We start from the raw sequence: 12,624 nt of genomic DNA, 5'->3' as shown, positions 1-12,624 counted from the left end.
AAGGAGTCACCATGTCCCTGAACGACTTCGCGCGCCACCCCCTCCTCTTCGGCCCCAGCCCCGTGCACCCCCTCGACCGGCTCAGCGACCATCTCGGCGGGCCCCGCATCTGGGCCAAGCGGGAGGACTGCAACTCCGGGCTCGCCTACGGCGGGAACAAGACGCGGAAGCTGGAGTACCTCGTGCCCGACGCGCTCGCGCAGGGCGCGGACACACTCGTCAGCATCGGCGGCGTGCAGTCCAATCACACCCGGCAGGTCGCCGCCGTCGCCGCCCGGCTCGGGCTCAAGGCGGTGCTCGTGCAGGAGAGTTGGGTGGACTGGCCGGACGCCGTCAACGACAAGGTCGGCAACATCCTGCTGTCCCGGATCATGGGCGCCGACGTGCGTCTGGTGCGCGCCGGGTTCGGTATCGGTGTCAAGGACAGCTGGCAGCAGGCGCTCGAGGACGTCCGGGCGTCGGGCGGCACCCCGTACGCGATCCCCGCCGGGGCGTCCGACCATCCGCTCGGCGGTCTCGGCTTCGCGAACTGGGCGTACGAAGTGGAGCGCCAGGAGCAAGAGTTGGGGGTCTTCTTCGACACGATCGTGGTGTGCAGCGTCACCGGCAGCACCCACGCGGGCATGATCGCCGGGTTCGCGGGCCAGGACCGGCCGCGCCGCGTCATCGGCATCGACGCGTCGGCGAAGATCGACGAGACCCGCGCGCAGGTGGCGAAGATCGCCCGCAGCACGGCGGAACTCATCGGCCTCGGGCGGGACCTGAGCGACGACGAGATCACCGTCCTGGAGGGCTGGGCGGGCGACTTCTACGGCGTGCCCGTCGCGTCGACCGTCGACGCGATCCGGCTGACCGGCGAGCTGGAGGGAGTGATCCTCGACCCGGTGTACGAGGGGAAGTCGATGGCCGGTCTGATCGACCTCGTGCGGCGCGGCGACATCCCCAGGGACTCCCATGTCCTGTACGCCCACCTCGGCGGGCAGCCGGCGCTCAACGCCTACAGCGGCGTCTTCCAGTAGTCGGCGACCGACTCGCGGAAGGTGCGGGCGCGGCCGAGGACGTCGGCGACCGTCGTCGTCACGTACGCCGGGTGGCCGTCGGCCGCGCCCCACGCGTCGAGGAGCATGTCGACGACCGGGCGCGGCCAGACACCGTCCGTCGTGCGGCGGAACGCGTCGGGCGTCAGCTCCTCGAAGGGGATCTCGCGACCGATCACCTCACCGATGACACGGACCTGGTCGGCGTGGCTGAGCGCCTCGGGTCCCGTGAGGACGTAGTCGCCGCCGGTGTGCCCGCTCTCGTACAGGGTGCGGGCGGCGACGGCGGCGAGGTCGCGCTCGTCGACGGGGGCCGTCTCCACGTCGGCGTACGGCCAGCGGACGGGGGCGCCGGCGCGGATCGCGGGCTCCCACCACAGGCGGGCGTTCGAGGCGAACATGCCGGGGCGCAGGACGGTCGCGTCGAGTCCGGCGGCGGTGATCAGGCGCTCGATCTCGGCGTGCAGGTCGGCCATCGGGTTGGGCTGCCGGAAGAACGGGTGCGCCGTCCGGTGCGGCGAGGAGAGGAAGACGATCCGCCGGACATGGGCCGCGACGCGGTCGATCGCGGAGGCGGTCGTGGCGGGTGGCGCGGTCCACAGCAGGAACACCGAGCGGGCGCCGCGCAGGGCCGGGTCGAGGGACGCGGGGTCGGTGAAGTCGCCCGCGACGACCTCCACCCCGTCGGGCAGCTCGGCCTTCGCGGGGTCGCGGGTGAGCGCCCGCACGGGGATGCCCGCGGCCAGGAGCTCGTCCACGACCGCGCGCCCGATCCGGCCGGTGGCGCCGGTCACCAGGACGGGTCGTACGTCTTCGCGGGTGTTCTCGTCGTTCGTCACGCCACCCACGATAACGTAACCGAGTTACATTTTTTCTTCGGTCTCATGTCGCAGCCGCTCCCCCGCCTCGTAGGCCCGTGTCAGCGACTCCATGATCTGCGGGGTCTCGACGAACACCGCGTCCTCGCCGATCTCGTCGAGGAGCCCCGAGCGGCGCAGCAGGTCGTGCGTCGGCTGCGGCACCCCGCACAGCACGAGGCGGACGCCCTGGTCGCGCAGGCGTCGGCAGGCGCGCCGGTACGCCTTGAGGAAGGTGGCGGACGGGATGCCCGCCGAGCCGCGCAGCGACAGGACGACCGCGGCGTCGTGGGCGCCGCGCGGGTCGGGCCACTCCTCCTCCAGGCGGTTGACCTCGGCGAAGAAGCCGCCGCCCGCGTAGTGCAGGACGGTGGTGCGGCCGCTGGGCAGGGTGCGCGGCGGCTCGTCGATGCGCCAGCCGCCCGCGCCGTCGGGGGTGAGTTCGACGATGCGGCCGCGCCGGGACTCGGCGACGGCGTGCAGCACGATCGACAGGCCCGCGCCGACGAAGATGGCGTACTGGAGGGCGAGTTGGGTCGTGGCGAGGAACGTCACGATCATCGCCGCGGCCGAGAGCCACGAGGTGCGCAGGACGAGGACGATGTCACGGACGCGGCCCGCGATGAGTTCGCCGCCGATGACGAGCAGCAGTCCGCCGATCACCGCCATCGGGATCCGCCCCGCGTAGGGGCCGACGAGGAGGACGAGGACGGCGAGCCAGATCCCGGCGAAGATCCCGGACCAGCGGGTCCGCGCGCCCGCGCTGGTGCCGACACCGGTGCGGGAGAGGGAGCCGCCGGTGGGCAGCGCGGAGAAGAAGCCGCCCGCGATGTTGGCGAGTCCCTGGGCGCGGAAGTCGCTGGAGGCGTCGGGCCGGGTGCCGTCGGGGTTGGCGACGGCGGCGGAGATCCCGGCGGCCTGGGCGAGCGCGACCAGGGCGATGGCGACGGCTCCCGCGGCGAGTTCGGGGACCGCGGCGAGGTCCGGCGCGGAGAACGGCGGGAGCGAGCGCGGGATCGCCGCGATGTCCCTCACGAGTTCGACGTCCGGGTCGAGGATGCCGCACACCACGCTGACGAGGAGCAGCGCGAGCAGGGTCGCGTACGACTCCAGCTTCCTGACCGCTCGGAACGCGGCCCAGGCGACCAGCGTGGCGAGGGCGACCAGGACGGTGGTGCCCTGCCAGTCGCCGACGTGGGCGAGGGCGTCGACGACCTTGGCGAGGGTGTTGTGCGGCGTCGGGTCGTAGCCGGTGGCGTCCTTGATGACACCGGTGACGATCTGGAGGGCGATGCCGGTGGTGAATCCGGTCATCACGGCCGTCGACACGAACGACATCACCGAGCCGAGCTCGAGCAGCCCCATGACCAGCATGACCACGCCGACCAGGACGGTCAGCGCGGCGAGCGCGCCGAGATCGCCCGGGTCGAGCCCGGCCGCCTTCAGGACGCTCTGTGAGGACAGGGCGATGGCGCTGGTGAGCGTCGTGACCATCAGGGCGGTGCGGGCGAACACCGAACCGACGATGGTGGGCACGACGCCCGACCACAGTCCGAGCGGCGCGGCGAAGCCGCCGATCCCCGCGTACGCCATGCCTTCGGGGATCGAGAAGAGTCCCGTCACGAACCCGGAGACCGCGTCGCGCGGTGTCGGCCGCCCGAAGCCGCTCTTCCTGCCCTTGCCCTTGTCCTTGTCCGCGGTCCGCGCGGCGGTGTCGCGGCTCACGGCGTGACGATCGCGAAGTCCCGGTCGCCGGGGTCGAGCACGGCCGTGAGCCGAGCGAGCGCCGACGCGTCGCCCTCGACCTGGACGCCCGCCTCGCTCAGGCCCTCGGGTGTCAGTCCGGTGACGGCGAGGTGGGCGAGGGCGGGGACGGTGCTGGTGAGGGTGACGTCGGCGGCGGTCTTCTGCGGGGCCGAGCTGTAGGTGAGGACACCGTTGGTGAGGCGGACCCGGTAGCGCTCGTCGACGTCGGTGAGCTGCACGTCGACGCTGAGCCTCTCGTCCCACGCCTTGGGGCCGTCGACCTGGATCGCGAGGGCGTCGAACAGCATGGTCGGCGAGAGGTTGGCGATGATGTCGGGCGCGGCGGCGACCGTGGGCGTGCCGAACTGCCCCTCGCGCAGTTCGGTGGCACCGGAGAGGAAGAAGTTGCGCCAGGTGCCGTTCTCCGCGCCGTAGCCGAGCTGTTCGAGGGTGTCGGCGAGCAGGGCGCGGGCCCCCGCGTGGTCGGGGTCGGCGAACACGACGTGGCTGAGCACTTCGGCGGCCCAGCGGAAGTCGCCGGATTCGAAGGAGCCGCGGGCCTTGTCCACGACGGCGTCGGCGCCGCCCATGAACTCCACGTAGCGCTTGCCCGCCTCGACGGGCGGGTGCTGCCACAGGTGGGCCGGGTTCCCGTCGAACCAGCCCATGTAGCGCTGGTAGATGGCCTTGAGGTTGTGGCTCACCGAGCCGTAGTAGCCGTGGGTGTTCCAGGCGTTCTCCAGGGCCGGGGGCAGTGCGAGATGTTCGGCGATCTCGCTGCCGGTCCAGCCCTTGTTGATCAGGCGCAGGGACTGGTCGTGGAGGTAGCCGTACAGGTCGCGTTGGGTCTCCAGGAAGCGGATGGCGCGCTCCTGGCCCCAGGTCGGCCAGTGGTGCGAGGCGAACACGACGTCGGTGGTGTCACCGAACAGGTCGATCGTCTCGGTGAGCGCGTGCGACCACACGTGGGGGTCGCGGACGACGGCGCCGCGCAGGGTCAGCAGGTTGTGCAGCGTGTGCGTGGCGTCCTCCGCCGTGCACAGCGCCCGGAAGTCCGGGAAGTGGATGAGGAGTTCGGCGGGCGCCTCGGTGTTGGGCGCCATCTGGAAGACCATGCGCACGCCGTCGACGGTCTCCTCCTGGCCCGTCGTGGTGATGGACAGGGTCGGCGGGATCAGGGTGACGGTGCCGGTGGACGTGGTCTGGCCGAGCCCCGCGCCGACCTGGCCCTGCGGTCCGCGGGCGAGGGCGGCGCCGTACATGTAGGCCGCGCGGCGGCCCATGGCGGTGCCCGCGTACACGTTCTCCGCGACCGCGTGCTCGGTGAACTCCTCGGGCGCGATGACCGGTACGCGCCCGGCGTCGACGTCCTCCTGCGTGGTGACACCCTTGACGCCGCCGAAGTGGTCGACGTGCGAGTGGGTGTAGATCACGCCGGTGACGGGTCGCTCGCCGCGGTGCTCGCGGTAGAGGGCGAGGGCGGCGGCCGCTGTCTCGGTCGAGATCAACGGATCGATCACGACGACACCGGTGGCGCCCTCGACGAAGGTGACGTTCGAGAGGTCGAGCCCGCGGACCTGGTAGATCCCTTCGACGACCTCGAAGAGGCCCTGTTCGGCGACGAGTTGGGACTGGCGCCACAGACTCGGATTCACCGTTTCGGGTGCCTCGCCCTTGAGGAAGGCGTACGTGTCGTTGTCCCAGACGACACGCCCGTCCGCCGCCGTCACGGCGCTCGGAACGCGCCGGGCGATCAGCCCCCGCGTCGCGTCCTCGAAGTCCTGTGTGTCGTCGAACGGGAGCCGCGCCCGCAGCTCAGCCTGCTGTTCCCTGATGGACGGCTGCGCGGCGTGGGGCGAGTCGCTGGGAGTAGAAGTCATATCGCCAGATTCACACCATTGCGCACCATATGCATGGTGCGACGCGCCCCTTCCGCTACTCCGGCGGGTCCTTCCGCCAGGTCCAGCGCGTGTCGGGGGGCTCGTCGCCGAGGACGCGGAGCGCGTCGGCGCAGAGCTGTGCGAGGCGGTCGATCTCGTCGAGGCCGAACCACATCTCGTGGTTCTCCGAGCGGCCGCCGCGCCGCGGGTGGGTGGCGGGGTCGGACCAGCCGAGCGCGAGGAGCCGCTGCTTCTGTTCCTCGGTCATCCGCCGGTACGCCGATGAAACGCATTCGGCGCCGATCCCGTCGTCCCACCGGATGAACTGGACGTACCGGCCGGTCTCCTGCCGGGGCCGGGGGCGCCGCTGCCACCAGCGGCGGTCCGGGGCCTCGGGCACCGGGACCGGTTCCGGGTCGGGCTCGGAGACCACCAGGGTGTCCCTCTCGCGCAGCCCGGCCACTTCCGCCCGCAGCCGGTCACGGAACTCGTTCCACGCCTCGTCCATCGGCTCAACGTACCGTGAAGGGCCTCAGGTGCGGTCCGTGACCGTGATGCGGAACGCCGGGTGGTCGTCGGGGTCCGGCAGGGACGCGAAGGTCTTGGACACGTTCGGGAGCTTGCCGAACTGGCTGAGGTACGCCTCCATCAGCGCGGGGCGTTCGGCCGGCTCGACCTCCACCGCCGTGAAGTGCTCGACGTGGCCGCGCCGGGTGAGCCGTCCCGTCTTGCTCGCCCTCAGGTTGCGCGACCACTCGGTGTCGCCGTAGGCGGCGAGGAGGTACTCGGCGCCCTCGTGGTCGAGCACGGCCACCGGCGTGGAGTGCCAGGCGCCGGTGGTCCTGCCCGGCACCGAGAGCAGGCTGACGACCTTGGGCTTGACCAGACGGGCCATGCGTCCGCCGATGACACGCGCCGCCCACGGCGGCCTGAGATAGTTCCTGGTGGCCATGGAAGGACCTCTTCCTCCCTGCGCCGCGGCGGGATGGGGGCGGCGCCCTGCTATCCACCCTCCCACCGCGGTGTCCGCTTGGCCAGGAAGGCCGTCACGCCCTCCCGGAAGTCGCGGCTGCCGTAGACGCGGGCGTACAGGTCCTCTGCGTGGCCGGGCGCGGTGGCTGCCAGGACGCGGCGGTCCGCCTCCTTGAGGGCGGCGAGGGTGAGCGGGGCGCAGCGGGCGATGTCGGTCGTGAGGTCCGCGATCCGTGCGTCCAGGTCGGCCGGGTCGACGATCTCGGCGACGAACCCGGACTCGTACGCCTCCGTGGCGCTGATCATGCGGGCCGCGAGGAGGGCGCGCAGGGTGCGGGCGCGGCCGAGTCCCGCGTAGAGGCGGGCGATCACGGCGGGCGAGAGGCAGTTGCCGAGGGTGCGGCCGATGGGGGCGCCGAACACCGCGTCGGGGGTGCACACCACCACGTCGCAGCAGCTCGCGAGGGCGCTGCCCGCGCCGACGGCGGGTCCCTCCACGGCGGCGACGACCGGCATCCGCATCCCGGCGAGCCGGTCCACGGCGCGCGCGACCCGCCGCTCGTACGCCACGCCGTCCTCGCCGCTACCGAAGTCGCGGAACTCGCGGATGTCGGTGCCGGCGGCGAACGCCCGGCCGCCCGCGCCGCGCAGCACGGTGAGCCGGATCTCCGGGTCGGCGTCGATCTCCTGGCAGGCGGACTCCAGCTGGTCGTACATGCGCAGGGTCAGGGCGTTGCGGCGCTCGGGGTGGGCGAGGATGAGGTGAGCCGCGAAGGTGTCGGTGCCGGGCACGGGGTGCCGGGTCCAGGTGACCGAGCCGCCGCCTTCCTGCGTGTCGTCGTCCGTCACCTCGGGCTCCTTCCGCAGGAGTTCGTCGTTGTGTTCGCCGAGTACGGGCGGGTGGCGGCGGAGCCGGGCCGGGGTGCGGGCGAGCTTCACCGGGAAGCCGACGACGCGGCTCGGGCCGTCGACGGGGTGGTCGTACTCCTCGACCATGCCGCGGGCCCTGGCGTGCGGGTCGTGGTCGAGGATCTGCCCGTAGTCGAGGATCGGTCCCGCCGGGACCCCCGCGGCCAGGAGAAGGTCGACGCACTCCTCGGTGCTGGTGGCGGCGAGCCTGCCCTCCAGGAGGGCGATGAGTTCGGGGCGGTGGCGCATCCGGTCGGTGTTGGTGGCGAACCGCTCGTCGTCCGCGAGGTGATGGAGGTCCAGCGCCTCGCACAGGCGCAGCCACAGGCGCTGGTTGTTGGCGGCGACGGTGGCGTGCCCGTCCTTGGTGCGCACGACCTGGTACGGCGCGGACATGCGGTGTGCCGAGCCGAGGCGCTGGGGTGGCTCGCCGCCGGAGAAGTACTCGACGGACTCCCACACCGACATGGCGAGGACGGCTTCGTAGAGGGAGGTCTCGAGGTACTGGCCCTCCCCCGTGCGCAGCCGGTGGATGTGGGCGGCGGCGATGCTCAGCGCGCACAGCATGCCCGCGCCGAGGTCGCCGACCGGGAGCCCGCACTTGACCGGCGGCCCGTCCGGTTCGCCGGTGACGCTGACGGCGCCCGCCATGCCCTGTGCGATGAGGTCGTAGCCTGGCCGGTCGGCGTACGGGCCGTACTGGCCGAAGCCGGAGATGGAGGCGTAGACGATGTCGGGGCGGACCGCGCGGACCGCCTCGTAGCCGACGCCGAGGCGGTCGGCGACGCCGGGCCTGAAGTTCTCCACGACCACGTCGACGTCGGCGGCGAGGCGCAGGAACTCGGCACGGTCGGCCTCGGTGCGCAGATTGAGGGTGACACTGCGCTTGTTGCGGTTGAGGGCGTGGAAGGCGGGGGTGTCGCTGCCGGGGCGTGGTGTGCCCATGGAGGTGCGGGTCTGGTCGCCGCCCTCGGGCGACTCGACCTTGATGACGTCGGCGCCGAGGTCGGCGAGGAGCATCGTGCAGTAGGGGCCCGCCATGACCTGGGTGAGGTCGAGGACGCGGACGCCGTCGAGTGCACCGGGGGTCATCGCAGCGCCTCCCGTACGAGTTGCAGGGGGTGCACGGCGCCGCGGCCGGTGCCGTGGTGGATCTGCTGGCGGCAGGAGACACCGGTCGCGGCGACCACGGTGTCATCGGGTTCGGCGCGCACCGCGGGGAAGAGGCGGTCCTCGCCGACCGCCATGGACGTGTCGTAGTGCTCGGCCTCGAAACCGAAGGAGCCCGCCATGCCGCAGCAGCCGGCGTCGAGTTCGACGACCTCGGCGCCCGGGATGCGGCGGAGCAGTGCGACGGTGGCGGCCGTGCCGACCTCGGCCTTCTGGTGGCAGTGGCCGTGGAAGACGATGCGGTGGGCCGCCGCTTCCCGCAGGACCAGCCGACCGTCGTCGATGGCCTCGGTGAGCAGTTCCTCCAGCTGGCGCACGCGGCCCGCGACCTGGCCGACGGCCGGGTCGCCGGGCAGCAGGGCCCGGTGTTCGTCGCGCAGGGTCAGCAGGCAGGAGGGCTCGCAGCCCACGATGGGGCCCTCGCCGGTGGCGGCGAGGCGGTGCACGAGCCCGCGCGCCTGCTCCTTCGCCCGGTCGAGCAGCCCCTTGGAGAAGGCGGCGCGTCCGCAGCAGCCGCCGCTCTCCAACTCCACGTGCCAGCCCGCCCGTTCGAGGAGTTCGACGGCGGCGCGGCCCACGGCCGGGTCGGTGTACGTGGTGAAGGAGTCGGCGAGGAGGGTGACGGTGCCCTGGCTTCCCGCGACGCTTGCGGGTCTGCGGCGGAACCACGACACGAGGTTGCGGCGGGCGAACACCGGAAGCGGCCGTGCGCGTGCGATGCCGAGGCCGCGCTCCAACAGCCGCCTGGGCAGCGGCAGGTTGGAGAGCGGCGCGGTGGCCGAGCCGAGCCGGTTGAGGCCGCGGATCGCGGCGAACACCCGGGAGCGCAGGGGTGTGCCGTGCCGCTCGTGGTGGTGGGCGAGCGTCTCGGCCTTGAGGGTGGCCATGTCGACACCCAGCGGGCACTCGCTCTTGCACGCCTTGCACATCAGGCACAGGTCGAGGACGTCGTGCAGACCCTCGTCGCCGAGCGCCGCCTTGGGGTCGGGTTCCGAGAGAGCCTTGACCAGGGCATTGGCACGTCCGCGCGTGGAGTCGTGCTCGTGCCGGGTCACCATGTACGAGGGGCACATGGCACCCGCGTCGCTCTTGCGGCACAGGCCGATGTTCATGCAGCGGTCGGCGGCGCCACGCATGTCACCGCCGCCGACGACCTCGAAGTCGAGGTGGGTGCGCAGGGGCGGCGCGGGCGGCAGGGCGGCGTCGCGCAGGTGCTCGGTCATCGCGGGCGCGTCGACGATCTTGCCGGGGTTCAGCCGGTCGTCGGGGTCGAAGAGGCCCTTGACCTCGCGCATCGCCTCGTACAGGTCGTCGCCGTACAGCTCGCGGTTGAACTCGCTGCGGGCCAGGCCGTCGCCGTGCTCGCTGGAGTTCACGCCGCCGTACTCGCGGACCAGTTCCTTGATCTCCTCGGCGACCGCGCGCATCGTGCGCACCTGGGCCGGGTCGGCGACGTCGACGAAGGGCCGGATGTGCAGACAGCCGACGGAGCAGTGGCCGTAGAACCCGGCGGTGAGCCCGTGCCGGTCGAGGACCTGCTTGAAGCGGTGGGTGTACGCGGCGAGGTGGCGCGGGTCGACGGCGGTGTCCTCGATGAAGGCCAGAGGGCGGCGGGTGCCCTCGCTCGCGGCCATCAGCAGGCCGAGGCTGGACTTGCGGACCTTGAGGAGCCCTGACTGCTGGGCGGGGGTGACGGCCTGGAGGGTGTGGTAGCCGTGCCCGTGCCGCTGCCATCGGGCGGTCAATTCCTGGAGCCTGCCGACGAGTTCGGCCTCGTCGTCGCCGGTGAAGCTGACGAAGAGCAGGGCCTCGGGGTCGCCCTCGAGGATGTTGCCGAGGGAGGCGTACTCGATCTTCTGCCGGGACAGGTCCAGGATCGTGCGGTCCATCATCTCGACGGCCGACGGGTCGAGGCCGAGGGCGTCATCGGTGGCCTCGATCGCCCCGGCGACGGAGGTGAAGTGGCCGACGGCGATGACCGTGCGGGCGGGCTTGGGCACGAGGTCGACGAGGGCGCGGGTGGCCACGACGAGCGTGCCTTCCGAGCCGACGACGAACTTCGCGAGGTCGAAGGGGGTTCCGGGGTCGGCGAGCCGGTCGAGGCGGTAGCCGCCGGAGCGCCGCCAGTACGCGGGGAAGTCACCGGCGATCGACGCCGCGTGCGCCTCCACGATCTTCGGCAGCTCCCGGTAAAGGCGTCCCTCCAGGGTGTCGAGCCCCGCCCGGCGGTCGTGCTCCCGCTCGTCGACGGGGGCGAGGTGTGCGGTGGTGGCGTCGGAGAGGACGACGTCCAGCGCGCGTACGTGGTCGATGGACATGCCGTAGCGGATCGAGCCGCTGCCCGCGGAGTTGTTGCCCATCATGCCGCCGATGGTGGCGCGGTTGCTGGTGGAGGTGTCGGGGCCGAACATCAGGCCGTGCGGGGCGGCGGCACGGTTCAACTGGTCCTGGACGACGCCCGGTTCGACGAGCGCGGTGCGCGCGTCGGGGTCGAGGTCGACGATGCGGCGCATGTGCCGGGACAGGTCGAGGACGAGTCCGGGGCCGATGGTCTGCCCGGCGAGGCTGGTGCCCGCACCGCGGGGCACGAGCGGGACGCCGTGCTCGGCGGCGGCCGCGACCGCGGCCCGTACGTCGTCGGCGTGGCGGGGGAAGACGACACCGCGGGGCTCGATGGCGTACATGCTGGCGTCGCGGGAGAACAGGTGGCGGGTGTAGTCGTCGAAGGCGACCTCGCCGTCGAGGTCGCGGCGGAGGGTGGCTTCGAGGTCGCGGACGGCGGCGCGGCGCTCGGTCGGGGCGGTCACCGCAGCACGTCCAGGGCCGCCTGGAGGCCGTCCCGTCGTACAGGGACGTCGGAGAGTTCGAGGCCCATCTGGACGCCGGCGAGGGTGCCGGCGAGCGTCAGGTCGTTGAAGTGGCCGAGGTGGCCGATGCGGAAGACACGGCCCGCGAGCCTGCCGAGCCCGGAGCCCAGTGACATGTCGAAGCGCTCCAGGACGACCTTGCGGAACTTGTCGGCGTCGTGGCCCTCGGGCATCACGACGGCGGTGAGCGAACCGGAGTGCTCGCGCTCGTCCGCGCACAGCACGTCGAGGCCCCAGCCGCGCACGGCGGCGCGGGTCGCGGCGGCGTGCCGGGCGTGGCGGGCGAAGACGTTCTCCAGGCCCTCCTCCTCGAGCATGCGCAGCGCCTCGTCGAGGCCGTAGAGCAGGTTCGTGGCGGGAGTGTACGGGAAGGCACCCTTGGCGTTGGCGTCGATGACGGGCTGCCAGCTCCAGAACGACTTGGCGAGCCCGGCGGTCCGGGAGGCGGCGAGGGCCTTGTCGCTCACCGCGTTGAAGCTCAGCCCCGGCGGCAGCATCAGGCCCTTCTGCGAGCCCGCGACGGTGACATCGACGCCCCACTCGTCGTGCCGGTAGTCGATCGAGCCGAGCGAGGAGATGGTGTCGACGAGCAGCAGCGCGGGATGGCCCGCCGCATCGATCGCCGCGCGCAGTTCGGGGACGCGGCTGGTGACTCCGGTCGAGGTCTCGTTGTGGACGACGCACACAGCCTTGATGCGGTGCTCGGTGTCGGCGGCGAGCCGCTCGGCGAGCACGTCCGGATCGGCGCCGTGCCGCCAGTCCCCCGGGATCGCGTCGGTGTCGGCGTCGAGGCCGAGGGTGCGGGCCATCTCGCGCCACAGCACGGCGAAGTGCCCGGTCTCGAACGACAGCACCCGGTCGCCGGGGCTGAGGGTGTTGACCAGCGCGGCTTCCCAGGCCCCCGTGCCGGACGCCGGGTAGACGACGACGGGGCCCGAGGTGCCGAACACCGGCTTGAGCGCGGCGAGCAGACGCTTCGTCAGCTCGGCGAACTCGGGTCCTCGGTGGTCGATGGTGGGCGCCGCCATGGCGCGCAGCACCCGGTCGGGGACGTTGGTGGGGCCGGGGATCTGCAGGAAGTGGCGGCCGGTGCGGAGCGTCATGCGGTCGACTCCTCAAGGGTGTTGTGCCGTGAGACGGCACGCCGTACCGTTGAGCGGCACGTGGAGCGTAGGCTTCCCGTCGC

At 72.4% G+C, this 12,624-nt stretch carries 9 protein-coding genes; 1 reads left to right on the top strand and 8 read right to left on the bottom strand.

Annotated elements, in window-relative coordinates; genetic code table 11:
* Positions 1 to 11 precede the first annotated feature (11 nt).
* The gene (locus tag ACTWJ8_RS37170; RefSeq protein ID WP_443261876.1) at positions 12 to 1,019 is read left to right on the top strand and encodes a 1-aminocyclopropane-1-carboxylate deaminase; all 1,008 of its coding nucleotides are present in this window, start codon (positions 12 to 14) and stop codon (positions 1,017 to 1,019) included.
* Here the strand turns inward: ACTWJ8_RS37170 and ACTWJ8_RS37165 are convergent.
* The 8 genes from ACTWJ8_RS37165 to ACTWJ8_RS37130 are packed head-to-tail and all read right to left on the bottom strand — an operon-like array spanning position 998 to position 12,541.
* Positions 998 to 1,876 (bottom strand): NmrA family NAD(P)-binding protein, encoded by an 879-nt coding sequence (locus ACTWJ8_RS37165; RefSeq protein WP_443261875.1) that lies wholly within the window; start codon positions 1,874 to 1,876, stop codon positions 998 to 1,000. The genes ACTWJ8_RS37170 and ACTWJ8_RS37165 overlap by 22 nt on opposite strands.
* A 24-nt stretch (positions 1,877 to 1,900) precedes the next feature.
* Entirely contained in the window at positions 1,901 to 3,619 is a 1,719-nt protein-coding gene (locus ACTWJ8_RS37160; protein ID WP_443261874.1) for a SulP family inorganic anion transporter, read from the bottom strand.
* A complete protein-coding gene (locus tag ACTWJ8_RS37155) occupies positions 3,616 to 5,520 on the bottom strand; it encodes an alkyl/aryl-sulfatase (RefSeq protein ID WP_443261873.1) in 1,905 nt (634 codons plus the stop codon). Before ACTWJ8_RS37155 ends, ACTWJ8_RS37160 begins: the two co-directional genes overlap by 4 nt.
* 55 nt (positions 5,521 to 5,575) lie before the next feature.
* A complete protein-coding gene (locus ACTWJ8_RS37150) occupies positions 5,576 to 6,028 on the bottom strand; it encodes a TY-Chap domain-containing protein (RefSeq protein ID WP_443261872.1) in 453 nt (150 codons plus the stop codon).
* A gap of 24 nt (positions 6,029 to 6,052) precedes the next feature.
* A complete protein-coding gene (locus ACTWJ8_RS37145) occupies positions 6,053 to 6,472 on the bottom strand; it encodes a nitroreductase/quinone reductase family protein (RefSeq protein WP_443261871.1) in 420 nt (139 codons plus the stop codon).
* Positions 6,473 to 6,522: 50 nt separating this feature from the next.
* Positions 6,523 to 8,493, bottom strand: a complete 1,971-nt coding sequence (locus ACTWJ8_RS37140) for an enoyl-CoA hydratase (RefSeq protein WP_443261870.1) — start codon at positions 8,491 to 8,493, stop codon at positions 6,523 to 6,525.
* Positions 8,490 to 11,378, bottom strand: a complete 2,889-nt coding sequence (locus ACTWJ8_RS37135; RefSeq protein WP_443261869.1) for an FAD-binding and (Fe-S)-binding domain-containing protein — start codon at positions 11,376 to 11,378, stop codon at positions 8,490 to 8,492. The genes ACTWJ8_RS37140 and ACTWJ8_RS37135 overlap by 4 nt, the downstream gene beginning before the upstream one ends.
* Positions 11,375 to 12,541, bottom strand: coding sequence for a pyridoxal-phosphate-dependent aminotransferase family protein (locus ACTWJ8_RS37130; protein WP_443261868.1), 1,167 nt, complete (start codon positions 12,539 to 12,541; stop codon positions 11,375 to 11,377). The genes ACTWJ8_RS37135 and ACTWJ8_RS37130 overlap by 4 nt, the downstream gene beginning before the upstream one ends.
* Positions 12,542 to 12,624 lie beyond the last annotated feature (83 nt).

Source organism: Streptomyces sp. SDT5-1 (assembly GCF_052245995.1).
GTDB lineage: Bacteria > Actinomycetota > Actinomycetes > Streptomycetales > Streptomycetaceae > Streptomyces.
Note: the sequence above shows the minus strand (reverse complement) of the source record. Positions and strands in the feature narration are given on the sequence as shown.

Coding starts and splice junctions, on each gene's coding strand:
- ACTWJ8_RS37145 (WP_443261871.1), bottom strand. CDS start 6,472: ATGGCCACCAGGAACTATCTCAGGCCGCCGTGGGCGGCGCGTGTCATC.
- ACTWJ8_RS37150 (WP_443261872.1), bottom strand. CDS start 6,028: ATGGACGAGGCGTGGAACGAGTTCCGTGACCGGCTGCGGGCGGAAGTG.
- ACTWJ8_RS37155 (WP_443261873.1), bottom strand. CDS start 5,520: ATGACTTCTACTCCCAGCGACTCGCCCCACGCCGCGCAGCCGTCCATC.
- ACTWJ8_RS37140 (WP_443261870.1), bottom strand. CDS start 8,493: ATGACCCCCGGTGCACTCGACGGCGTCCGCGTCCTCGACCTCACCCAG.
- ACTWJ8_RS37170 (WP_443261876.1), top strand. CDS start 12: ATGTCCCTGAACGACTTCGCGCGCCACCCCCTCCTCTTCGGCCCCAGC.
- ACTWJ8_RS37130 (WP_443261868.1), bottom strand. CDS start 12,541: ATGACGCTCCGCACCGGCCGCCACTTCCTGCAGATCCCCGGCCCCACC.